The organism is Spirosoma terrae (assembly GCF_010435915.1).
In the GTDB taxonomy this organism is placed as follows: Bacteria; Bacteroidota; Bacteroidia; order Cytophagales; family Spirosomataceae; genus Spirosoma; species Spirosoma terrae.
The window spans coordinates 52,861-75,896 of sequence record NZ_JAAFZH010000005.1 but is presented as its reverse complement, the minus strand read 5'-3'; the positions used below and the strand labels follow the sequence as shown (position 1 = coordinate 75,896).

General features: G+C 46.2%; 19 protein-coding genes. 5 read left to right on the top strand and 14 right to left on the bottom strand.

The window, feature by feature from the left end; genetic code table 11:
• Window positions 1–33: 33 nt before the first annotated feature.
• From GK108_RS13355 to GK108_RS13320, 8 genes are all read right to left on the bottom strand, one after another.
• Window positions 34–222, bottom strand: coding sequence for a hypothetical protein (locus GK108_RS13355; RefSeq protein WP_163948812.1), 189 nt, complete (start codon window positions 220–222; stop codon window positions 34–36).
• Between the two features lie 15 nt (window positions 223–237).
• On the bottom strand, window positions 238–1,782 hold the full coding sequence (locus GK108_RS13350) for a sulfatase family protein (RefSeq protein ID WP_163948809.1): 1,545 nt from the start codon (window positions 1,780–1,782) through the stop codon (window positions 238–240).
• A 202-nt stretch (window positions 1,783–1,984) separates the two neighbouring features.
• Window positions 1,985–2,350 carry a heavy-metal-associated domain-containing protein gene (locus GK108_RS13345; RefSeq protein WP_163948806.1) on the bottom strand — a complete coding sequence of 122 codons (366 nt, stop codon included), beginning with the start codon at window positions 2,348–2,350 and terminating at the stop codon, window positions 1,985–1,987.
• Between the two features lie 38 nt (window positions 2,351–2,388).
• Window positions 2,389–3,843 (bottom strand): hypothetical protein, encoded by a 1,455-nt coding sequence (locus GK108_RS13340; RefSeq protein ID WP_163948803.1) that lies wholly within the window; start codon window positions 3,841–3,843, stop codon window positions 2,389–2,391.
• A gap of 52 nt (window positions 3,844–3,895) precedes the next feature.
• Window positions 3,896–4,243 carry a four-helix bundle copper-binding protein gene (locus tag GK108_RS13335; protein ID WP_163948800.1) on the bottom strand — a complete coding sequence of 116 codons (348 nt, stop codon included), beginning with the start codon at window positions 4,241–4,243 and terminating at the stop codon, window positions 3,896–3,898.
• A gap of 105 nt (window positions 4,244–4,348) precedes the next feature.
• On the bottom strand, window positions 4,349–4,915 hold the full coding sequence (locus tag GK108_RS13330; protein ID WP_163948797.1) for an AraC family transcriptional regulator: 567 nt from the start codon (window positions 4,913–4,915) through the stop codon (window positions 4,349–4,351).
• Window positions 4,916–5,020: 105 nt separating this feature from the next.
• A complete protein-coding gene (locus GK108_RS13325; RefSeq protein WP_246224889.1) occupies window positions 5,021–7,324 on the bottom strand; it encodes a TonB-dependent receptor in 2,304 nt (767 codons plus the stop codon).
• A gap of 77 nt (window positions 7,325–7,401) precedes the next feature.
• Entirely contained in the window at window positions 7,402–7,857 is a 456-nt protein-coding gene (locus GK108_RS13320; protein WP_163948794.1) for an HYC_CC_PP family protein, read from the bottom strand.
• A 198-nt stretch (window positions 7,858–8,055) separates the two neighbouring features.
• Here GK108_RS13320 and GK108_RS13315 point away from each other — a divergent pair, with 198 nt between their 5' ends.
• Complete coding sequence (locus GK108_RS13315) at window positions 8,056–11,700, top strand: VCBS repeat-containing protein (protein WP_317166521.1); 3,645 nt, start codon at window positions 8,056–8,058, stop codon at window positions 11,698–11,700.
• A 65-nt stretch (window positions 11,701–11,765) separates the two neighbouring features.
• Here the strand turns inward: GK108_RS13315 and GK108_RS13310 are convergent, their stop codons facing one another.
• Window positions 11,766–12,278: a DUF4494 domain-containing protein gene (locus GK108_RS13310; protein ID WP_163948788.1), complete on the bottom strand. Its 513-nt coding sequence runs from the start codon at window positions 12,276–12,278 to the stop codon at window positions 11,766–11,768.
• Between the two features lie 358 nt (window positions 12,279–12,636).
• Between GK108_RS13310 and GK108_RS13305 the strand changes: the two genes are divergently transcribed.
• The 3 genes from GK108_RS13305 to porU2 all read left to right on the top strand — a co-directional run bounded on the left by GK108_RS13305 (window position 12,637) and on the right by porU2 (window position 18,074).
• On the top strand, window positions 12,637–13,698 hold the full coding sequence (locus GK108_RS13305) for a ScyD/ScyE family protein (protein ID WP_163948785.1): 1,062 nt from the start codon (window positions 12,637–12,639) through the stop codon (window positions 13,696–13,698).
• A gap of 239 nt (window positions 13,699–13,937) precedes the next feature.
• Complete coding sequence (locus GK108_RS13300) at window positions 13,938–14,486, top strand: YceI family protein (RefSeq protein ID WP_163948783.1); 549 nt, start codon at window positions 13,938–13,940, stop codon at window positions 14,484–14,486.
• Window positions 14,487–14,801: 315 nt separating this feature from the next.
• The gene (gene porU2 / locus GK108_RS13295) at window positions 14,802–18,074 is read left to right on the top strand and encodes a putative type IX secretion system sortase PorU2 (protein WP_163948779.1); all 3,273 of its coding nucleotides are present in this window, start codon (window positions 14,802–14,804) and stop codon (window positions 18,072–18,074) included.
• Here the strand turns inward: porU2 and GK108_RS13290 are convergent.
• The gene (locus GK108_RS13290) at window positions 18,071–18,772 is read right to left on the bottom strand and encodes a hypothetical protein (RefSeq protein ID WP_163948776.1); all 702 of its coding nucleotides are present in this window, start codon (window positions 18,770–18,772) and stop codon (window positions 18,071–18,073) included. The genes porU2 and GK108_RS13290 overlap by 4 nt on opposite strands.
• A gap of 99 nt (window positions 18,773–18,871) precedes the next feature.
• Between GK108_RS13290 and GK108_RS13285 the strand changes: the two genes are divergently transcribed.
• Entirely contained in the window at window positions 18,872–20,815 is a 1,944-nt protein-coding gene (locus GK108_RS13285) for an asparagine synthetase B family protein (RefSeq protein WP_163948772.1), read from the top strand.
• Window positions 20,816–20,823: 8 nt separating this feature from the next.
• Here the strand turns inward: GK108_RS13285 and GK108_RS13280 are convergent, their stop codons facing one another.
• The 4 genes from GK108_RS13280 to GK108_RS31080 form a co-directional block, all read right to left on the bottom strand.
• On the bottom strand, window positions 20,824–21,963 hold the full coding sequence (locus GK108_RS13280) for a nucleotidyltransferase domain-containing protein (protein WP_163948769.1): 1,140 nt from the start codon (window positions 21,961–21,963) through the stop codon (window positions 20,824–20,826).
• Between the two features lie 60 nt (window positions 21,964–22,023).
• Window positions 22,024–22,425, bottom strand: a complete 402-nt coding sequence (locus GK108_RS13275) for a lasso peptide biosynthesis B2 protein (RefSeq protein ID WP_163948765.1) — start codon at window positions 22,423–22,425, stop codon at window positions 22,024–22,026.
• Between the two features lie 4 nt (window positions 22,426–22,429).
• Window positions 22,430–22,717, bottom strand: a complete 288-nt coding sequence (locus GK108_RS13270; protein WP_163948762.1) for a PqqD family peptide modification chaperone — start codon at window positions 22,715–22,717, stop codon at window positions 22,430–22,432.
• Window positions 22,718–22,807: 90 nt separating this feature from the next.
• Window positions 22,808–22,951 carry a hypothetical protein gene (locus GK108_RS31080; protein WP_170305396.1) on the bottom strand — a complete coding sequence of 48 codons (144 nt, stop codon included), beginning with the start codon at window positions 22,949–22,951 and terminating at the stop codon, window positions 22,808–22,810.
• Between the last annotated feature and the right edge of the window lie 85 nt (window positions 22,952–23,036).

Here is a 23,036-nt window from a genome sequence, read left to right as displayed (position 1 = left end):
ATGAATTATCAAAATCAGGAACCGCATATCGAACTACAGCATATCAGCTTTTACCTGCCGTATAGCTGCAGCCCGCGACGGCATTCCTTTCGCCACACAATGAGCAGCACTATCGGCCGACGTAACAGATTCTTTTTTGGACTCCGCCACCGACTGACACCCTGTAAGAACATAACCCAGTAACAAGGCAACCAGATACGTAACCCGGCTAAAGTAAGTCATAGTTAATTTCATAGATTAATAATTGCCCAGGTATCGATGGTCGTTACGTTTCTGCTTGGTTGAGTGAAGCGGGATTTGTAACCCATTCGTCGATTCCAGCCAGTCGAACACCTGGCTACGTAGTTCTTTTGCAATTTCCTGATGGGCCGGACTCCGAATCAGATTATTTACCTCTTGAGGGTCATTTTTCAGGTCATATAACTCATTGGCATCCCAAACGCCATGATTATAGATGTATTTGTATCGGTCGGTTCGTACCCCAAACATGGTGGGTGTCTGCGGAAAATCGGCTTCCCAGTAGTACTCATAAAACGCCCGGTCGCGCCAGGGGGCTCCTTTTTTGTCGCCTTTCAGAATAGGCAAGAACGAATTGCCCTGCATTTGCGTAGGTTTCGGTAGCCCCGCATAAGCCAGGAACGTTGGAGCCAGATCGACGTTCTGAATCACTTCCTCAACCTTTGTCCCTGGTTTCACTACTGCCGGGCAACGTATCAGCAGCGGTACGCGCATCGACTCTTCGTACATGTGTCGTTTATCGATCAAACCCCGTTCGCCGAAACTAAATCCGTTATCGCCCATGTAAACAACCATTGTATTTTCCAACTGCCCGTTGTCTTCCAGCCACTTCAATACGCGACCAACACTGTCATCAACCCCCAGGAGCGTTTCGCAGTACTGACGATAGAAATCGTTGAAGCTAATAGCACCATGATACAGATAGTCTACTCCGTGCCAGCTATAGCGTTGCTGCTTAACCCAGTTTGGCATATCAGCCATGTTCACCTTCAGATCGGGGCTCACAGCGGGCTTCGACCCGCCCCAGATTTTGCTGGTATCCGACGCTGTCAGGTACATCGTTTCCGGGTAGTTGATCTTCATATCCTTATACTTACCCCGATGCCGCCGGGCGGGCTGAAACTCCGAATGGACGGCTTTGTGCGACAGATACAGGCAAAAAGGTTTGTTTTTGTCCAGCGAATTGAGCCACTGCACAGCATAATCGGTCAGGAGGTCAGTTGTGTAACTGCTGTCTTTATGCTGAATCTGTTTCCCATTTATGTTGAACGTTGGGTTGTAATAAACGCCCTGCCCTTTAAAACTCAACCAATAATCGAATCCAGGCTGAGGAGCATCGTCCGTGTTGCCCATGTGCCACTTTCCAAGGAACGCCGTTTTATAGCCTGCTTTCTGCAAATACTGCGGAAAGAATTTCAGGCCGGGTGTCAAGGGCGCAAAATTATCCACCACCTTGTGCGTATGCGCGTACTGCCCGGTCAGAATACTGGCCCGGCTCGGCGAACAGAGCGCCGTACTGACAAACGCATTACGAATATGCGCACCCTCGCTGGCCAGTCGATCCAGATTAGGCGTTTGCAAGCCCGGCACTTTGCCGGTAAAACCCATGAAATCGTACCGATGATCATCGGCCAGGATGTAAATAATATTTTTCGGTTTAGCGGCTATCGGTCTGGCGGGTGGCTCGACAATCTGAGCCCGAAAAGCAACCAGGATACCACTCAGCACTAGCGTACCAATTCCACTCAGGAGAACTCTTTTCATAAATAAAGCTCGTTAACAAGTTAACGTATTACGTTCAGAAAGAATCAGCAAGGGCAAGTATACCCGCTAATACATAGAAGTTCTGTTCTTAAGAATTGGCTAAAAACGCCGAAACCCCGTCGATGTTACAGCATTTTCTGTAAATCGACGGGGTTTCATGGTGTCAGCGCATCTGACTGACGTATTGTTGTGAAACGAAAACTTATTGATGGTCCATGCTGCTACCTTTTTTGCAGCAACTTGGCAGTTTGTTGTAGCTCGTTTCATCAGCGGCCACTTCTTCAGCATCGTAACCTGTTTTGCTGATGTTCGCTTTTAGCTTTGCTACGTCTGTTTTGGCAGGATTGTATTTAATCGTTACGACTTTCGTCTTTACGTCCAGATCAGCTTCTTTTACGCCTTTTTCAAACGAAAGATTACGCTCGATACGTGCCTTACACATACCGCATATAGCTGAGGTTTTAATTTTCACTTCTTTCTCTTTGTCATCTCGAATCGACGAGCCAGCCCAGAGAGTACCGACAATCAGTAAGGATGTCAGAGCGGTCAGAAACAGGTTACGCAACATAGTTTGTACGTGGTTTATGGTGAATCAAAAACAAAATTTTAACGAGAATGGTGCCCGCTCATGCGATGCATGCTGTTCATAGTCATCAGGCTGGGCGATAGTCGCAGGTAAATCTGGCCAGACACGGGCGTCTTGCCGTATACATCCTGCAAGACAGCCTTTTCCGGTTTAGCGCCCGTAATTTGAGCTCCTAAGACCAGGTCAGAATTCAGATACTGTACCAGGCGATAGTTCATACCCAATGTCAGGGTGTTTATGACGTAGCCGCGATGCGTATCCAGACCAGGCCCCGTAATGCTCAGCTCTTCCAGCGATTTGCTCACATTTTCATAGCGGCCGTAGAAAGCAAGTCGATTGAGTTGCAGGCTACTCTCCGCCAGAAACGAATTCTCCCCTTGCCCATCGTGGCTATTACGTCCCCAGACAAACGCCGACGTTACGTAGCTAGACGGCCCTAGTGCTTTACTGTGCAGAATCGATGCCGTAGTACGCGTTACGTCTTCGCCCGGATGCGATTCTTCCGGGCTTTTTAAGAAGCCCTGCGAAAATTGTAAAGCCAGCGATGGGGATGGGTTGATCGAGACACGATACGAATAACTATTGAATGTAGGCTTATCAAAGTTGTATCGATGCTCATCGGGTTCACGGCCCGTAAACGACGACCCTTCCAGCTTAGCCCACTTATAACGGACTCCAATCGTTGCTACGCCAAACAGAATATGGCTAGCGTCCTGCCAATGGTGGCCCAATGGCGCGTCAGGGTTATTAAACGATGAAATTCGGTGCATAAAAGCAGGCGGCCCCAGAGCCGGTTCGCCCGGATAGCCAACGTATCCATACACATCAACGTCTTTGTTAAAGGAATGGCTATAACTCACCGACAGCTCAGAAACCAGATCATGCGGGTGCTGCTTATCGATCAACGGCTGGCCTTTGTAGCTTTCTCCCGTCTGGAACAACAACGGATAACCACCATTACCGACCGTCAGCGGATCGAGTGAAATCATGGCCCTGGCCTGAAATAAACCCCGTCGGCCAATTTTACGCTGGGCCATGCCCATAAACCAGTTCGGAGCACCAAATTGCTGGTTATGTCCGCGTTTATCCGGATTATTACTGTTTTGTCCGGTATAGCGCAGGTAAACAGCGTAATGCAGCATATAACTCCAACCATTATCCTTTGGATGAGTCATGTATGCGTACATGGGCGTATTGTCTGGATGCCACGACGTACCCGACCCATTGCGATTCATTGACAAATGCCGGGAGAGCGAATGGGTCATTCCCATTGTGGTATCCATAGTCAATCCATGATTCGGGCCATGCATAGTCATCCCATCCATTGGCATGCTTCCATGCATCGAATGATCCATTGGCTTCGTTGTATCGGCTTTCTCAGCACTGGATGCGGCCGGCGTAGCGTCATGGTGCTGATGCTGCGCAAAAGCAATGCGTTGTATAAAAAGTAACGTAACAAAAAATAGAGTTCTCATTAACTTGTTAACGAATCGTTGAGATGGTGATGCCACCATCTCAACGTGTTGGTCAGGCAGCCATTTGGCGGCACTCCTCAGCACATTTGCGACAGGCTTCCGCACAGGCTTTGCAATGCGCAAAATGATCGGCATGTTTTTCACATTCGGCAGCACAGGCTTCACAAGCCTCTGCACAAACCCGCATAAACGACTTCATAAACTCCGACCCACGCGCCGTCAAGCGTCCGCAAAGGGTGCAGATATCGGCACAATCCCGACAGAGTTTAATGCAGGCTGTCATGTCATGACCCTTACTGTCGGTATCGCCCGCTTCAATACAGGCGGTAGCACATTCTTCGCAGGCTTTTGCACAGTCGAAACAGGTGTCGACGTGAGCAGTCATTGTCATTGATTCCATAATCGTAGTTGAGTTTAGATGAACCGACCACCATTGGTCTGGTAAAATAACCTGGCTAATCCGGTTCGGTTTTTACATAATTATGGGCCGGTCTAACAAGCCTCTTCAAATCGAATCAAGAGTTCGGCGGGGTGTATCGGCCGCTTTCCGAAATTGTCCCGGCGTTTGCCCCGTCACCTGTCGGAACTGGTTCGAAAGGTGCTGTACACTACTGTAACCGAGCCGCCACGCAATCTCACTTAACGTCAGCTCATCGTAGCGCAACCACTCTTTTACCTTCTCGATTTTCAGACCGATACTATATTTCTCAACCGTTTGGCCCTCACTGGCCGAAAACAGACCGCTTAAATACGAATACTCATAGCCCAGTTTACGCTCCAGGAAGGTCGAATAATTTTCGGTAGCCAGGCGATCTCCTTTCAAATGCTGTATTTCGTTGATCAGCAACACTTTCATGTGTTCCACTAGCGACTGTTTCCGGTCCTCAACCAGATCAAAACCATTCGCCTGTAAGGTCTCCCGGACCTGGTCGAGCGTAACGGTAGCCGGTAAAGGTGCTACGTCGGCTTCCCCCAGGTCAACCCGATCGACTACCAGCCCTAACTTTTCCAGTTCTTCGCGAACAACACGCTTACAGCGGTCGCACACCATATTTCGAATTGTCAGTGTCATAGTAAAACTTCTGAACCGGGATTTAGCGGATTTTAGGATTAATCGAATTTTGTTAATGCCTATAGCGCTTCAAAGAAGCGAAAACAAAATCCGGTAAATCCCGGTCTAGGTTTGAGGTTTGAATCGAAAGCCCAGGTAAATCATTTGTCCCGTCACGGGACCCCATACGCGTGCTCCGGCATCGAAGTTCTGGCCAAATGGGTCATTCGGTGCTACAATCGGGTCCTGCTGTCGGAAGCCGGTCAGGTTTTCGCCACCCAGATAAATTTCCCAACCGCTTCGGAAGGCCCGGCTAACCTGAGCATTCAGATTGTAGAAACCGGGCGCATAGTCGGTCGGCATATTCTGATACGTCGTATGCACATAGCCTTCCTTCAGATAGGGAATCCGCCGGGGACCATTCCATTGCAACGTAGCGTCAAACTTCCACTTGTCGTACGGCAACGCGTAACCCGCATTCAGTAAAACCCGATCTCGGCTGACCATCATTTTGGGTAGCAACCGTTCTTCGCCAAACATCCCTCCCATGCTTTGTTGTACATCAAATAAGCGATAAGCGGCTTTTACCTCGACGCGTTTGGCCGGTTGAATGTTAACTTCTGCCTGGAAACTATTGGCATACGAAGGGCCGCGCAAATTATAGAGATGCAATTCGCGAGGATGCTCTACATCGACAATGAGTTGATTCTGAAACGTAGTACGGTGGTAGTCAATAACGATAGAGGCTTTTTTGCTGAATACAGAAAAATCGTTCGTCAGGCTAACCCCATAGTTCCAGGACACTTCGGGCCGAAGTTGCTCGTCTAAATAGACTGTCCGTGAGCTAACCAGATAGCCGAAATTCTCCGCAAACGGATTCGGAACCCGGAAACCTCGCCCAGCCGAAGCACGTAGCGCCAGATTCGGACTCAGGTTGTATTTAATGTGCGCCCGTGTAGTCCATTGCCCGCCGAACAGATTGTGATAATCAAACCGACCACCCAACACGAGGGTTAACTTCTCTGGATAGGTGTACGTATATTCAGCAAATGCGCCCGGTACTGACTCGGTCCGTGCCGTATTGATCGCCTTATAGTTTTCCCGATAATCATCGAGCAGGTAACTCAGCCCAGCCTTTATAGTATGATTGGTATTATCGATAATTGTCTGATAGATCAGATTAGCGTACAATGTCTGCTGGCGGCCATCGTAAGGCGAATACCCAAAACGCGCTGACTGCTCATGATGAACACCATTCAGAATCAGCCCTAGCCCCTTATAAGGCTTATCCGGGTAAAGTCTGGCCGTTTTCGAGAAAAATTCGAGCCGCTTTGTCGTATTTAAGAAGCTATAGCGCGACTCACCAAACCGAGATAATTGCCCGCCATCCCGATCTTCATACAGCGCTTTTACCCCAAACTGAGCCATAAATCGCTCACCGCTATATTTGTAGCGGTTAATCAGGTTGACTTGTGTATAGAGCGGCAAATCGCGAAAACCATCGTTGTTCTGATCGATTTCAGTACGTAGTGCGCTCACATGGCCCAGTACACCCATACTCCATTTTGAATCGGCAGCCGCCCGATTAGCCAGATTATTACGTTTGATACGTAGTGGCGTAGACCAGTTAACGTTTCCTTCGGCCCGACCGAAGCTATTGACGTATCCGTTTAAAAACAGGTATTGGCGGTCGTCGGGCTTTTGTAGCTCTACGTTCATCTGCCCACTCATCGACTCGTAGCCGTTCACCACCGATCCGGCACCCTTACCTACATCAATGCTCGTAATCCAGGTTCCTGGAATATAATTGAGACCAAACGTAGTAGCCAAACCGCGTACAGTCGGAATATTCTCCACATTGGTCTGAACGTATTGACCACCCAGGCCAAGAAACTGAATCTGTCTGGCACCCGTAACGGCATCACTATACGATACGCTCACCGATGCATTAGTTTCGAAACTTTCAGACAGATTACAACAGGCGGCTTTAGCCAACGTTCGCTGCGTAATAAATTCCGTCTGAATAGGATTGATACGATCAATCTGACCGGGCGCTCCTGATACGGTTACCTCCTGAAGCGTCTTCTCGGAACGTAAAATAATGGAAAGCGTAGCAGCCGGGTTGTCGACGGTTATCGTATCGGATTGATACCCTACGTAGCTAACGATGAGCTGTTTAACCGTTGAATGAGCCAACAGAGAAAAGTGTCCTATCGAATCGGTCACCGTTCCGTTGGTGGTACCAGCCCAGTGTAGGGTTGCCCCTACCAGTGGAACTTGTTTACCGTTAACTGTTTCGCCAACGAAACCACTGACGGTAGCCAGACTAGGCTCAGGTGAAGGGGGCGTCTGTGTTTCAGAACCTGGAATAGATTGACCCAACGCTGGCCACATAGCCAACACGGCAATCCATGTAAAAAAATAATGCATGAGTCCGTTGATTATTGAGTAAAATCAGAATCGACCCATACCATATTGGTATAGGCAAAACCCGTTTCATCAACAGCTCAAATAAGAAGGGTACGAACGAGCGTCAGAATATCACGCCCGGACAACGAAGGAGGAGAATACGACGATAACTGGGCCGAAAGCGATGCGCTCCGGTCAAAAATCCATTCGACGATCCAGGCCAGCATAGCCGTTACGCCAACCAGTATCGATTCTGTTACGTTCTTGACAAATTTGGCAACCAGCTGACTGAGCGACGAATTGACATCTACGTTTTCGTAGCGTTGATCATCCTGGCAACAGTCCGTCTTTTTTAAGACAATCTGATCGGAAGGGGCAGCGGGTTCATGTTTACCACAATTCGTCTGCGTCCCGGCATCACTGAAAGCAACAACGATTGTTTTCTTTTTGCCCCGCATCTGGCACGAATGTTCCACCAGCCCGAAACCCGTACTGCTCAGCAGCACGACACAGGCCATTAATACGTGGAATAGTTGTAACAGATTGCGTTTCATATCTGGCCCAAAAGTAAAAATGGTTCTCTGTAAAACCAAGCTCCCTGCCCGCAATCCCCGCAATTTTGTAAGTCAGGTTTGCAATTCTGTAAAGAAAACGGAGCCTAATAGCTCCATAAGCCCAGGATGATTTATGAAATATCTTACTACAGTCGTATTTTTGCTTATATTGATTCTAGTAACAGACTTGGCTTAACCGTGAGAAATACTCTCTCTATTCTCTTTTTTTCCAGCGTTGCACTCCTTTTAACCGCTTGCGACAAACCACTTTTTTCGTCGCTACCAGCCAGTGAAACCGGCATTACGTTTTCCAATCGCATTACGGAAAACGATACCATGAATATCATCGACTTTGAATACGTCTATAACGGTGGCGGAACAGCCATCGGCGACTTCAATAATGATGGGCTGGCCGATATTTTTTTTACGGGAAATCAGGTATCGAACCGACTTTACATCAACAAAGGCGATTTCAAATTTGACGATATTACCGAAAAAGCAGGCGTTAGCGGCAATGGCAAATGGTGTTCAGGCGTGGCGCTGGTCGATATTAATAACGATGGATGGCTGGATATTTACGTTGGAGCCACGGTAAGCAAGATAGCCGCTAAACGGGAAAATATGCTGTTCGTCAATCAGGGCTCCAGGAATGGCGAAGCACCGGTTTTCCGCGAGATGGCTAAAGAGTATGGTATTGCTGATGATGGACATACGACAAACGCGGCCTTTTTCGACTATGACAATGATGGCGATTTAGACCTCTACGTTCTTACCAACACGATTGAAGAAAACCCGAACGCTTACCGGGACCGAATTCTCGACGGTTCGTCGCCCACGACCGACCGGCTTTACCGGAACGACCCCAATCCGGCGCTTGGTCACCCTGTCTTTACCAATGTTTCTAAAGCGGAAGGTATTTTGAGTGAAGGCTATGGCTTAGGGTTAAACATTACTGACATCAACCGGGATGGCTGGAAAGACGTTTATGTGACGAACGACTACCTGAGCGACGATCTGTTATACATCAATCGCCATGACGCCAGCAACCGCCATATGGGTTTCCTCGATCAGGCACCCCAGTATCTGAAACATACCAGTGGAGCGGCCATGGGGAACGACGTAGCCGATATTAATAATGACGGGCTGGCCGATATCGTAGCGGTTGATATGCTTCCCCGCGATAATTCCCGCAAAAAAATGCTCATGGGTGCTAATAATTACCAGACCTACCTGAACAACGAGCAATTTAAGCACACCTATCAATATACCCGCAATACGCTTCAGCTGAATCAGGGACTAGCCCCTACGCAGTCGGGATGGCATCCGGTATTTAGCGAAATCAGCCTTTTCAGCGATATAGCAGAAACCGACTGGAGCTGGGCACCTACACTCTTGGATTTTGACCACGACGGTTATCGCGATCTATTGGTAACGAATGGCTTTCCAAAGGACGTAACCGATCGTGATTTCGGCTCTTTCCGGGCAGAAAGCGAACGCGTTGCCACGAAGTCGTTTATGCTGGCCCAGATCCCGGAAGTTAAAATCAATAATTATGCCTTCAGAAATAAAGGCGATCTCACCTTTGAAGACGTAACACAGAAATGGGGGCTGGCTACTCCGTCCTTCTCTAACGGAGCGGCTTACGGCGACCTGGACAACGACGGCGACGTAGATTACGTAGTGAACAATGTCAATGATTCAGCCTTTGTGTACCGTAACAACCTTGTTGAAAGCAAAGCGGCTCAATCGAATTACCTGCGTATCAAATTCGTTGGCGAAGCCCAGAATCGAATGGGTCTGGGTGCCATCGTTGAAATCTACTATGATAAAGGCAAAGCCAACGGTCACAAGCAACAAGTGTATGAACACAGCCCCTACCGGGGTTATTTATCGACGATGGAACAGGTCGGTCACTTCGGTCTGGGTGCCGTCGAGACAATCGATGAAGTACGTATCATCTGGCCCGGTCTTAACGGAAACCCGCAAAAGCAACAGACGCTACGTATTGTTAAAACGAATCAGGTGCTCACTGTCGATGTCCGTAATGCTCATGAACCTGTCCAGTCTGTTCAGCCTCCTAAAACCTTGTTTACGGAAGTAACCGATTCACTCAACGTTACGTATCAGCATACGGAGCCAGAATATATTGACTTCAATACGCAGAAATTATTACCCCATAAGCTCTCTCAATTTGCACCCGCCGTATCGATCGGTGACGTAACGGGCGATGGGCTCGATGATATGTTTATCGGTGGCTCACGCATGAACAAGGGCCGTTTCCTGATTCAGACCAGCACAGGAGCGTTTATAGAAAAAGATCTATTGCCAGAAGCGGCTATACCTACCCCTATTGTTGGTGGTATTGCCGGTGCGAAAGATAAAGCCGAAGAAGACATGGGGACGCTTCTATTCGATGCCGATGGCGATGGCGACCTTGATCTTTACGTTGTCAGCGGCAGCATTGAAGGAAATGCCAATTCTACTGTTTTTCAGGACCGGTTGTATATAAACGATGGTAAAGGAGGGTTTACCCGAGACGCGACTGCTTTGCCCAACTGCACCGTCAGTAAATCGTGCGTCAAAGCCATTGATTTCGATCGGGATGGCGACCTCGACTTATTTGTTGGCGGCCGTGTCGAACCTGACCATTATCCTAAACCCGTTTCCAGTTTTATATTCCGAAACGATTCAAAACCCGGTCAACCCAAGTTTACGGACGTAACAAAAACGGTAGCGCCTGCCCTGCAAAATCTGGGACTGGTTTGCGATGCCCTCTGGACGGATTACGATAACGATGGATGGCCTGATCTGATGCTGGCGGGCGAATTTATGCCATTGACTGTTCTCAAAAATAACCAGGGTAAACTACAGGTCGCCGACTGTAAGCTTCAGGCGCAAAAAGGCTGGTGGAACTCACTGGTTGCTGGTGACTTTGACAGCGACGGCGATATGGATTACATCGCCGGAAATCTCGGCCAGAACTCCCGGATGCATGCCAGCGACAAAGAGCCAGTACGTATGTATGCCGCCGATTTTGATAATAACGGCTTCTACGACGCCATTCCAACCATTTTTATTCCCGATGAAAAGGGCGTAAGTCGCGAATTTACATTTCATGGCCGCGACGACCTTATTAAGCAGATGATTGCGATACGCAGACGCTTTCCGCTGTATAAGGACTTTACGCAGGCCAGTATCGACAAACTCCTGACCCCCGAAGAGCGATCGCAGGCGCTACTGCTTGAAGCTAATTATCTTCAGTCAGCGTTTATCGAAAATAAAGGCGATGGTACGTTTGCCGTCCATGCCTTACCAACGTCTGCGCAATTAGCGCCCATTTTCGGGATGGTTGCGGATGACGTTGATCGCGATGGCAACCTGGACGTAATGCTGGTTGGTAATGATTTTAGTGGTGAGGTTTCTATGGGGCGGTACGACGCCCTCAACGGTCTGTGGCTAAAAGGCGATGGCAAAGGCGGGTTTTCGGCTCAGAATATTGCCACCAGCGGTTTTTACGTACCGGGCAATGCCAAAGGGCTGGCTCAAATGGCAACCACCGACGGGCACCAGCTTCTTGTAGCTACGCAGAACCGTGGACGTTTATGCGTTTTCCGCAACAACAAACCGGTTCCATCACTACGTCTCCGGTCTATGGATGTTTCTGCCATACTGACATTTGGCAATGGCAAAAAACAGAAGATAGAATTTAACTACGGTAACTCCTTCCTGTCGCAGTCAGCTCGGGTTTTGCTCATCGATCCACAAGTAAAATCAGTTGAGATTATCGATTCCAAAGGCAAAAAACGGCAGGAACTCAATCAGGAAACAGTAGTAAGCAGGTAATAAAAATAGTCCTTACACGGCCTCGTCAAAACAGAAGCGGTGTAAGGACTATCCTTTCATTCATTTTAGTTTTCTGCAGCCTGAACAATCTCGCTCAGTGGCCTTAGATTGCGCCGGTCTTCTTCGTTATACGGGAAAATTTCGAGAATCTTCGTCGTGTTTACATCCGTTATTTCAAATGGATCAAGCGCCGTTTTTAAACTGTGCTCAACACGTTCATAAGCCTGTTTTGGATTTTCGCCGTTCACCAGCATCACGCTTGGTGTCTTCTTCTGTTTTCCCGTTTTTTCGTCGTCAGTGATGAACATGGCTTTCACCTTGTACCAAACTTCTCCACCATCTTCATGATGAAATACATCGGCCAGCTTCATGCGGGAGATATTGGTAATTTCGAAGTCAGGTGTGTTTGCTGCAATCTCCTGATATAATCGGGTTTCGGCGTCGGTATAGCTCACGGCATCAACCAGATAAGCCTCTGTGACTGTCTTTTGCTTGATAAATTCTTCATTCCGCGACCCTACGTTCGAATCGTCAATAGGCTGCTGATAACGGATTTTTCCGAGAAACCAGTTGGGCATTTTTTAATGAGTTGATATACAAATAGAACAAAAAAGTGCTGGCAAAGGTGCCGAAAAATACGCACATTATACTGTTTTAGCACCGGCTTTTTAGCCTATAGTCTGCAAGCGGCATTTACCTCATTTTCTACCCATACGGGTCAAATTCCTGACCGTACAAGCTCCTTTTATTTTTCAGGAATAACTCTGTTTACTCACTACCCATTCTACATTACCTGCACTTCTAAAAAAACAAATACCGGTTACTAACAATCAAGGCCTTTCAGGAATCTAATAAATATGTAAGTCAGACTATTAGCCTATCTTTAATCCGTATCCAAATACATCCTTATTCATCCTTTTTTTAACTTGATTAGTTATGAAAATGCAGCGTTCTACCTTATCCTCTTTCCGGGTTTTACTGGTTGTTAGTTGTTTCATTCTTTTACTCGATAGCTGCCAGGACCACCGAATTCCTGATCCCACTACGTTAGCTGCTGTTCAGGGACCACCTTTTGCCAGTGGACTTCGGTCGCCAATCGGACTAACTGACGACCCCAAAGGAAATGTGTGGGTTACTGAAGCCGGCAGTGGAACGGTCAACAACGGGCAGGTATCAGTGATTACGCCATCCGGTACGGTCTATCCGGCCATTACGGGTTTTGTATCAGCCATTAGTCCTGAAAATTCACCGGAAGGGCTCAATCACCTTCTCTACAGAGAAGGTAAGCTGTATATTTTGCATGGCGTAGAAGAAAAACTCTACATTGTGGATGTTTCCAGCTTTACACCGGGCGTCAGCACACCTATTGCAGCCAGCTCGCTGACAGGCATTGATATTGGTACATTTGTTCGAAACGCCCACCCGAACGCTCCAGATGATAAGGACTCGAATCCTTATAACCTGACTTTTGGCCCCAATAACGACTTATTTATTGTTGATGCTGGTGCAAACGCTATTATCCGTCGAAACATGACCAGTGGCGCGTTAAGCGTTTATGCGGTATTCCCCGATTACACTAATCCGACGTATCCCAGTGCGCCAATGGGGCCGCCCACAATCGACGCTGTTCCCAGTGGCATTGTTTTCGATGGTACTAATTTCTACGTCAGTACATTGGGCGGTTTCCCATTCCCAACAGGAATTGCCTCGATTTATCAGGTCAGTGGAACAGCGTCAGCTCCGGTTACGCCAACAGCTTACAAGTCAGGTTTTTCGGGTTTAACCGATCTAACCTTTACGCCAGGGGGTAAGCTCATCGCAACAGAGTTTGGTTTCTCTACACCTGGTCGGGTTGCTAAAGGCGACAACCCTGCTACCAGTCTGTTTACACCCGCCATCACCCCGGTCGATATTATGCTGAGTACTGCTGCTGCCGATACGTACTTATTGTTATACTACGGTCCAGGTATTATAGTCAGACTATCGGGCTCGAATTAATTAGTAATACCGTTTTAGCGGGCGTTTTTTATAAATAAGGATTGGGGTTGCAGTACTCCAATCCTTATTTTTCATCCTCAATCCATACCTAACACGCTGATAAACAGCCTTTTCCCTAAAACAATTAGCATTCCCTTCCGTTACTACTCAAAAAATTTAAATGTTTTGAAACATTTTCGAACAATTAAATGTATATACATTAAATGCACATACAGGCAATATCTCATTAAATCAAAATCATGGAAACTCAAACAACCACTGCCACTAACTGGGTTATCGATCCTTCCCACTCAGAAGTTCAATTCAAAGTAAAACACCTGATGGTATCAACTGTCACGGGTTTATTCAGTCAGTACGAAGGTAACATCGAAACCCAGGGCGACGATTTCGACGGTGCGAAAATTACGTTCTCAGCCGACATAGCCAGCATTACTACCGGTAACGAACAACGTGACGGGCACTTAAAATCAGCTGACTTTTTCGACGCTGAACAGTTCCCCAAATTGACCTTTACCTCAACCGAATTCAAAAAAACCAGCGATGACGAATATACGCTGGTTGGCGACCTGACACTACGTGGTGTTACTAAGTCGGTTAAATTGAAAGCCGAATACGGTGGTCAGATGCAGGATTTCTACGGTCAAACCAAAGCTGGTTTCGAAGTTGCCGGAACCATCAAACGGAAAGAATTTGGTTTGTCGTGGGATGGCGTAACCGAAGCGGGTGGCGTAGTTGTTAGCGACGACGTACGGTTAGTAATGAACATCCAGGTAACGAAGCAGGCATAATCCTGTAAGCGTTCGTTTTTTCTTTACACTCCTGACGATACGTATCGTCAGGAGTTTTTTTATAGGTTCCATGCTACAGAACATTACGTTCCGTTTTCCATGTAAACGTTTCGTTTCCACACTCCGCAAAATAGGCTGACAATCCTCATGAAATATCCTTCAATTGCTCTCTTTACACGCTACGGTAACCGTATTTTCCGACGCTTCTAGTTATATTTGATAAAATTCAATGAACCAGTTTTCCTGATAGATTCAGGTGTGGATAAACTGGGAGTTCCCTTACTACGAGTACGCATTCATTAAGTTTCTGTTCGTATGAAAAAATGGGTACTAATTGCGTGCCTCGTTTTCAATGCATTGTTCATCAACGCCCAAAATCGATTCGGGAACGAATGGATAAAGCCTGGTCAGCAATATCTGAAGTTTACCATTGAAAAAGCCAGTATTTACCGGATAACGTATCAGGATATTCAGTCGGTCAATACCGCTTTACTACAAACGAATCCTTCCCACTGGCAACTCTTTTTCAGAGGACAGGAAATAGCAATCCGCGTTGTGGGACAAGATGATGGCGTATTCGATGCACAGGATTATATCGAATTTTACGCAGAGGGCAACGACGGTAGTCTTGATTCACTGGTTTATCGGCCCCAGAAACGGCTGCACCCTTACCAAACCCTATTTTCCGATAAGGCCTATTATTTCCTGACCAGTAGCCCAACCCAAACCGGCAAACGAATGGCGCAGGTGAACGTATCGTCGCAGGGGTTAACAGCCGAACCGTTTCACATGGAGGAAAACGTCCAGGCCTTCACCAGCGAATACACGTTCAATAACTTAAAAAGTCTGGAACCTTACATCCAGGCCAGTTATTTTGAGCCAGGTGAAGGGTGGTCCGGCCCGCTCCTGACCGCCGATTCAGTGGGTGTTGTTCAGCTGAAGTTTACCAATAGAGCCACTACAACCACGCCAATTACGATAGAAGGCATGGTGAACGGACGTGATAATACAGAACATACTATTCAGGTACAGCGAGACAACGTTACGTCTACGCCGTTTACTACGTTGAAATTCTACGCGTTTAGCAGCCAGACATTTCAGCAAACTCTTGAACCGGCATCGGTTCAGAATGAACAAGTGACGCTCCGGTTCAAGCCCGATAAACCACAGGGTTTTTATACCACCAATAATTTCTCCGTTACGTATGTAAAACTCACGTATCCGCAACGAACGGACATGACGGGGTTACGATCAAAAACGTTTCATTTGCCCGCCAGATCGACTCAGGCGGCCCTTTTATCGATTGCAAATGCGCCATCCGCAGCGATTGCCTACGACATAACCGACAAGGCAAACTGTCGACTTATGCCGATTCAAACCGTGGGCGAACAACGGCAGATAGCCGTAAACGATATGCTACGTTCCCGGAGCATTTTCGTGAGCGATCAGCAAGCCAAACCCGCTGCTATTCAATCCGTACGCTTCCAGCAAACATTCCCTAAAGACGTTACGTACTTACTGATAACGCACGCTACGCTCAAACAATCAGCGAATGAGTATGCTACGTATCGGTCGTCGGTGCTGGGTGGTAACCACAAAACATACGTAGTAGAAGCCGACTCACTCTACGACCAGTTTAATTACGGCGAGAAAGGCCCGTTGGCCATCCGGCGGTTCGCCGATTTTATGCAGACTCAGTCAGCCATAAAAAATCTACTGCTTGTTGGTCGGGCCTGTAGCTATCCTTACCTGATCAAAACAACCAAAGACGATCTGGTACCTACATTCGGCTATCCGGGTTCCGATATTCTGCTCACCGCTGGCTTACAGGGTCATTCGCAGAACACGCCTTCAATTCCTACCGGCCGACTAAACGTAACGACCAATGAGCAGGTACTAGCCTATCTGGAAAAAGTGAAGCAGATGGAGAATACGCTTCCCAACGGACCATGGCGGAAGCACATTATTCACATCAGTGGCGGAAAATCGCAGGGAGAAGCCGAGAGTTTACGGTCAACGCTGAGCAATCTCGGTACCGTTTTCAAGAGTGGATTACTCGGTGGAGAGGTCAGCGCATTTAGTAAGAATAACGCCTATGAAGAGGTTGAACAAATCAATATTACTCCGCTGGTAAACGACGGAGTGGGCATGATTACGTTTTTCGGGCACGCAGGACCGGCCATCACCGACATGAATTTTGGGTTTGCCTCGCCGGTTCAGAACGGGTATCGAAATAAATTCTATCCGTTCATGATTTTTAATGGCTGTGGAGTCGGTGAGATTTTCTCTACGTTCAATACCTTATCGACCGATTGGTTGCTGGCTCCCGAAAAAGGGTCAGCGCTGATCCTGGCTCACTCCTACCTGAGTTATGAACAGCCCACAACAAAATACCTACAAAAGCTGTATGCCAAACTGTTTACTGAGCCCAATACGTTAGGACGGCCCTTTGGTGAAATTCAACAGCAATTAAATCAGGAACTCGACCAGGTAAATACAGGTACGTATGATACGTCTGTTATGCTGGAAATGCTGCTCCAGGGCGATCCTGCTCTGAGTCTCTATCCACTGCCCAACCCTGACTATACGATTGACTCAAAAGGAATTTATATTCAATCATCGGTTGCCGGTAGCCCTATTAAAACCAGCGATTCCGTTCAGGTGGTTATTCCGTTAGTCAATCTGGGGAAATTTGTAGCGGGCCAGTCCGTTCCCATAACTATAAATCAGACGAAAAGCGCCGGCTCGACCACGACAACGCTACGTACTGACGCCTTTCGCTATCGGGATACGCTGGTTTATACAATAGCCAAGGATGAAACTCTGAAAAAGATCGACGTAATTATCGATGCCGGAAACCAGCTCAGCGAACTGGATAAAACCAACAATACGGCTTCGTTGGCCATTGATTGGGCTAAAGCCGAAAGCAGCAGTAGTTATCCAATCAACAGTTTGCCCGATCGGGTGAGTCCAACGCTAAACGTATTTATCGACGGCGCTGTGAAAAAGAATAACGCTGTTGTTGGCACGAACCCCACCATTGACATTTATTTACTCGACGAAAATACACTGGCAGCACAAGACACCAGTGCCATTGAAATGTATTTAAAACGGTGCGAGACCTGTAATCAGGAGAAAGTCCCAGCGCAATCCCTGACATTCACATCGCTATCAGCCAACCAACTGCACGTAACGGCCAAGCTATCATTACAGCCAGCCACCAACTATGAACTGATTATTGTTGGTAAAGATGCCGCTGGTAATCGAACTCAGCCACCGTATATAGTAAACGTGAACACACTGGCTTCCGACGAACCCATAGTCATTCAGACGTACCCAAATCCAGCAACCACTTATACAAAGTTTGAACTGACACTTAACGTACAGGATTTACCCGTGGAGTCCCGGCTGATGATCTATACCTTAACAGGTAACCGGATTCTGGATACAGTTCTCCCGGTATCGACCGGCAGTACGGTTTTTCTCTGGCAAGGGGCACAAGCCGGTTTATATCCCTATTCGCTCCAGTTGACCTGGAAAGATGGGCGAGTGGAAACCAGAACAGGCAAAGTACTCTGGCAACCCTAAGGCAGCCGGTTACTCGAAAGAAGTTCCCATTTCTGAATTGTCCCCGATTCGATCTGCGCTTTTCCTATACAGTCGGGCGACGACTGGCAATAGGCCAGCGCTGCATTTTCACGATAGACTAACCCTACATTCAGGGCATATACACGCCGATTTTTCGTCAACGTTACGAGCGTGGAATCATTCTCTCCAACCACAGAAATGGTATGATTGAATGTTGTCTTCCCAAGCGAAAACGGCTGTCGGCTATCCCGATACCGAAGCAACGTATCGGGGCTGGCATTATACGCATTGGTATTCCACTCGGTAGTTGGAGCTACCGGAAAAAGCAACGTAATAACGGGTACGTTATTGGTAACGCTAACCACTTCCGACACATTTTTATAAATGGTACTCAGCGCGTTGAGCTGCCAGACCGCCTGATCAGAACTACGCCGGGACTCTTCGACCTGAAAAAACACTTGTCCTTTCTGTGTATACGTGCCCGTAATTTTTTCCTGTATCTGAAAAACTCGTTTCGTATAAGGGTTTGTTGGCGAATACGTTTCCTGCGTAACCTGATAAATCCAAAAATCTCCTGCCTGCAGCGGGAAATAGGCGCTCTCATCGGATGCCGGATCGACCGCGTTCTGACGACAGCTCCCGTAAATAAGCACTAGGATAACAAGCAAAATACTCCTGGAGCCACTATTTTTAAGCATAATCAGGCAACGTAATGACTGTATCGTAACGTAAATTTGAGCTGAAAGCGAAGATACAAAAGAAGCGTATTTTTATTGGTAGATTAAGGAATTGAAACCATGAGTGGAATTGCAGGAATAATCCGATTTGATGGTCGGCCCATTACCAGTATCGACGTAGAAACAATGGCATCTTTGCTGAAACATCGTGGCCAGCCAATCATTACGTCCCTAAGCAACGCTACTCTGATCACCTTTAATGGTAAGCAGGAAGTTGATGAGGACCATCATAAAGTGGCCGTAGCGGATGCCGATCTTTTTGAAAAAACGATCGCGAATCCATTCATCGAAGCGTCGCTACAGGATACCTTCAATTCCCTGCATGCCGACTTTGCCGCCGTTGTATATGACAACCAACAGCAGGCACTCACCTGTGTACGCGACCCAATGGGTGTTAAACCCCTGTATTATACCTTTTCGCCGGGTCGTTTTTTTGCCTTTGCCTCCGAGATAAAAGTACTGCTAGCGCTGAACGACGTCGATTGCCAACCCAATTACCGCAAATTTCGGGAGTACCTAACCTGGCCAACATCGTATGTTCACTACAGCGAAGAAACCTTCTACGAAGGTATTTACAGCGTATTGCCCGGCCATTACCTTCAGGCCACCAATCAGAGCCTAACGGTTGAACCCTATTGGGATATTGATCTGGACCGCTTTGCCGGGTTGAAGACAGCATCCAACTATCATGATACGTTCCAACAGCTTTTTTCTCACGCTGTTAACGTTCGTATGAGCGAAAAAAAAATCATTGGTTCTCATTTGAGTGGAGGGCTGGATTCATCCTCGGTTAGTAGTATGGCTCAGCATCTACTAAAGCAACAGCAGAGACCCAGTGTACACACATTTAATATCGATTCGGGCCTTGCTTCTACCGACGAAAGCCAGTACGTACAAGCCGTTGTGAACAAACATCAAACGCTGCACCAAACAGTACGCCCGCTGACCGATGTCCTGGGTTCGGTTACTGAAATTACGCAACAATTCGACCGTCCCGAACAATTTATTATTCCTTCCAGCTTTCACGTCTGTGTTTCGCAGGCCGCTCAACAAATCGGTTGTGATACTATTCTGACCGGTCATGATGGCGATAGTGTTATTACAGCAGGATTCGACTATCTGAACGAGTTAATAGAACAAGCGGATTGGCAAACACTAAAAGAAGCAGACCGTCAGTTTGTTTCTCACAAAGGCCGGACATTATCTAATATGAGCCCGAAGTGGAAGCAGTTAAGTGATGACGAAAGATATCAAAAGCATATTTTATCACTTGTTATTCCCTCGCTAAAGAAGACAATTAAAGAAAAATCAATCGGTGAGGTCCTTTCTACTTTTCAGAATCAGAAAAAATACCTGGAAATTTCGAATGCATCATTAGTTGCATACATAAAAAAATGGGCTCAACAAAAATGGATTCATCGAGCTTGGATAGACACTGTTTTGAGTGACGATTTCAAACAAAAATACACCTTATCTAACCAGCGATCAACGTATCAATTGAGTCAAAATATTACCAAAGCACATCATGTTTCAGTAAGTCATATAGTGAATATCAACAATGTTATCTGCAACGAGCAATTAAATCATATTGGCGCTTATCATGGCCATCAATACTCATTTCCTTTTTTCGACAAACGGATTATTGAATTAGGTGTGGCAACACCATTAAAAGTCCGATTTGATGAGGGCCGAGGACGAGGACTCATTCGGCATGGCCTTCAATCATTTCTCCCGTCCGAAGTTTATACCAGGCTCAGCAAAACTAATTTTGTCGAATACAGTCATGTAACTGCCCAGCAACTCTATGAAGCAACCCAGGAAATACTATTGAAAACCAATAATCCAGTCTGGGATATGGTAGACAGGAAAGCTTTTCAAAAAACCACCGATTTTGTCTTTTCAGAAAAAATGCCGACGAAGAAAAAAATGCGCTACAATTGGCTTTTAAGTCGGGTTATTTATTCGTCGATTTGGTTTGATCTTCTTGCAACAAAAAAGAAATAGACTCCGTCTTATACAGATCTGGAAGTTGTAAAAAAGGCCATAAACGATCTGGCGGCTCTGACAAATACGGTTATCAAGCCAAATTCTTTTGGAATATACACGATTTCTTTGCCAATCCTGAACGTACTGGCCCTGAACACACGGCTTGTACAGAACGTACTATAAATTCGTGCTTTTTTTGACAATTGGCTTTGCGCTTCGGCAAAATAGCGGAATTGGCTAAGTACCAGCGGACTAAATTCTTTTTCCGTATCAAGCTCCCAATTCTTTTCGTATTCGAAAACTAATTGCCTCACCTCTTTGCTACGTACCAAATCCAGAATAGCTTGTGGAAGCGTTAGGTCCCACATTTGCTGACACCAGTATAAACCTGCCAGCAAGATGCGCTCCATGCCATAGTTACGCATTTGACTCATCAGCCAGGGCCAATCAATGTCTTTATTATTCATTAAGAAATATAGATCATTGATGTAGTATATTTTCTGCCAGATATTCGTTACGCCGTGATGAGCAACCAGCAAAATTATCTGTACTTCAGTGTGGTAGCAGGGAAAAGATCGAATATAATTCAGATCAAACGTAGCGAAATCCTTATTGAAACAGACAATGTTCCAATGCAAATCAATATCTATATAATTGTTATTAAAAATAGCTTTAAAAAGACTAACCTCATATAAATCATTTAATACCCGCCCATCACCATCATTGACATATAATGTATGTTTTTTAGTTAATAGATACCCGTTAGCCTGTAAAAGGCGAATCGTCGATAAAGCGTCATCTTTACTCACTAAAATATCTATATCACCGCTAATTCGTAGGCTGTTATCTGGGTAGCAATATTCCGATAAATAAATCCCTTTAAAGGCAATATGATCAATATTATTTGCCGACAATAACGTATCGACAGAGCGATATTGCTGAATCTTGACCATACCATCAATGGCGGTTGCTTTATAGCTATGCCGAAGTTGGTCTATAAATGCGGAGGGAATATTATCTATGTTCTGTAATGAACGGTATAAAAACGGTATAAGCCGATGGCGGTCTGCCTGCCTGTAAACTCGATCCCAATCAATTGAATGAGTTGCCAGAAAATCACTCAATTGATTTTTCTGATCAGGCTGCAGTTCAAGCCTGCACGCCATAAGCAATAAAATTAATTCAGGACTTCGACTACTCTTCATGAAGGTCGTTCTTCTAACTACTTATTTCCAGTTTAAAATAGGTTCATAAACCTGATTTTTCTGCCCACCAAGTATAATTTTATCATCATGCGTTATCCAGGCATGTGCCGAAAATTGATGATCGTTACTTTTACTCACGCCAATGTGTAATTGCAGATTATAGTTGTTTCTCAACAACCATTTTACACTTAGTGCCTGAACAAGGCACGTAAACCCCAATGGCATTCGATTACCCAGAACAGTAATTGCCCAGATAATATCCTCTAGCCGTTCTTCTGACTCGGTAGTGATCGCTGTTTTTTTTCCATTCTTGACAAAATGGCGGAACGGCAAGAAAATAAGTATGACTTTATAGGCGCTTAATACCAGCAACGCTTCAACCAGGCTTTTTTTTCTACGCGTGTTGAGTTGCCAGAATTTCATGAAGCTAGACCGTAGTTTCGATAAGTCGTTCATGTAAAAGCCCTTCCAGAAATGTCTTTAATTCAGCCTCGCAAACCGCTTCGTCTACCTCAAACTCGGCCAGAATTTTTTCTTTCAGCTCCCCAACAGTTATAGCTTCGTTATCAGGAACTTGCGACCATATAAAACTCCCTAATTCGTCCAGTTCATAATAATTGCCTATTTCGTAATTCAGGATAATTGTTTCCTGCCCTAAAACAGACGATGATTGATTAGCTACTCTCTTAACAGGAGTGGAAGATGTTATCGGCATATCAATACTAAAAAAACGTACTTATAAAAATAGCTTGCTTTCTCAAATGTACAGAGAAAGCAAGCTATTTATTACTATTAGCTCAATGATTTACGGAGCAAATGTGCCGAAGCCATCCCCACCGGAGCCAATTTTTAGAGTCAATTTTTTAACGCTACCCAGCACTTTCAGCTTTGGCGTTTTGTAAGCCTTTTTAGGCGATGGAACCAGAGTATGTTTAGTGTTCTTATTCATTATCAATGAGATCTTAAGGTCTTGAATGAGTTTTGATGAACGAGCAAATGCTCTCCCGTTTGATGAATAGTCGATTTGAAGTAGC

Bases quoted from the DNA above. Each gene is read 5' to 3' on its own strand.
- GK108_RS13355 (WP_163948812.1), bottom strand. From the start codon at position 222: ATGACTTACTTTAGCCGGGTTACGTATCTGGTTGCCTTGTTACTGGGT.
- GK108_RS13350 (WP_163948809.1), bottom strand. From the start codon at position 1,782: ATGAAAAGAGTTCTCCTGAGTGGAATTGGTACGCTAGTGCTGAGTGGT.
- GK108_RS13345 (WP_163948806.1), bottom strand. From the start codon at position 2,350: ATGTTGCGTAACCTGTTTCTGACCGCTCTGACATCCTTACTGATTGTC.
- GK108_RS13340 (WP_163948803.1), bottom strand. From the start codon at position 3,843: ATGAGAACTCTATTTTTTGTTACGTTACTTTTTATACAACGCATTGCT.
- GK108_RS13335 (WP_163948800.1), bottom strand. From the start codon at position 4,243: ATGGAATCAATGACAATGACTGCTCACGTCGACACCTGTTTCGACTGT.
- GK108_RS13330 (WP_163948797.1), bottom strand. From the start codon at position 4,915: ATGACACTGACAATTCGAAATATGGTGTGCGACCGCTGTAAGCGTGTT.
- GK108_RS13325 (WP_246224889.1), bottom strand. From the start codon at position 7,324: ATGCATTATTTTTTTACATGGATTGCCGTGTTGGCTATGTGGCCAGCG.
- GK108_RS13320 (WP_163948794.1), bottom strand. From the start codon at position 7,857: ATGAAACGCAATCTGTTACAACTATTCCACGTATTAATGGCCTGTGTC.
- GK108_RS13310 (WP_163948788.1), bottom strand. From the start codon at position 12,278: ATGCCCAACTGGTTTCTCGGAAAAATCCGTTATCAGCAGCCTATTGAC.
- GK108_RS13305 (WP_163948785.1), top strand. From the start codon at position 12,637: ATGAAAATGCAGCGTTCTACCTTATCCTCTTTCCGGGTTTTACTGGTT.
- GK108_RS13300 (WP_163948783.1), top strand. From the start codon at position 13,938: ATGGAAACTCAAACAACCACTGCCACTAACTGGGTTATCGATCCTTCC.
- porU2 (WP_163948779.1), top strand. From the start codon at position 14,802: ATGAAAAAATGGGTACTAATTGCGTGCCTCGTTTTCAATGCATTGTTC.
- GK108_RS13290 (WP_163948776.1), bottom strand. From the start codon at position 18,772: ATGCTTAAAAATAGTGGCTCCAGGAGTATTTTGCTTGTTATCCTAGTG.
- GK108_RS13285 (WP_163948772.1), top strand. From the start codon at position 18,872: ATGAGTGGAATTGCAGGAATAATCCGATTTGATGGTCGGCCCATTACC.
- GK108_RS13280 (WP_163948769.1), bottom strand. From the start codon at position 21,963: ATGGCGTGCAGGCTTGAACTGCAGCCTGATCAGAAAAATCAATTGAGT.
- GK108_RS13275 (WP_163948765.1), bottom strand. From the start codon at position 22,425: ATGAAATTCTGGCAACTCAACACGCGTAGAAAAAAAAGCCTGGTTGAA.
- GK108_RS13270 (WP_163948762.1), bottom strand. From the start codon at position 22,717: ATGCCGATAACATCTTCCACTCCTGTTAAGAGAGTAGCTAATCAATCA.
- GK108_RS31080 (WP_170305396.1), bottom strand. From the start codon at position 22,951: ATGAATAAGAACACTAAACATACTCTGGTTCCATCGCCTAAAAAGGCT.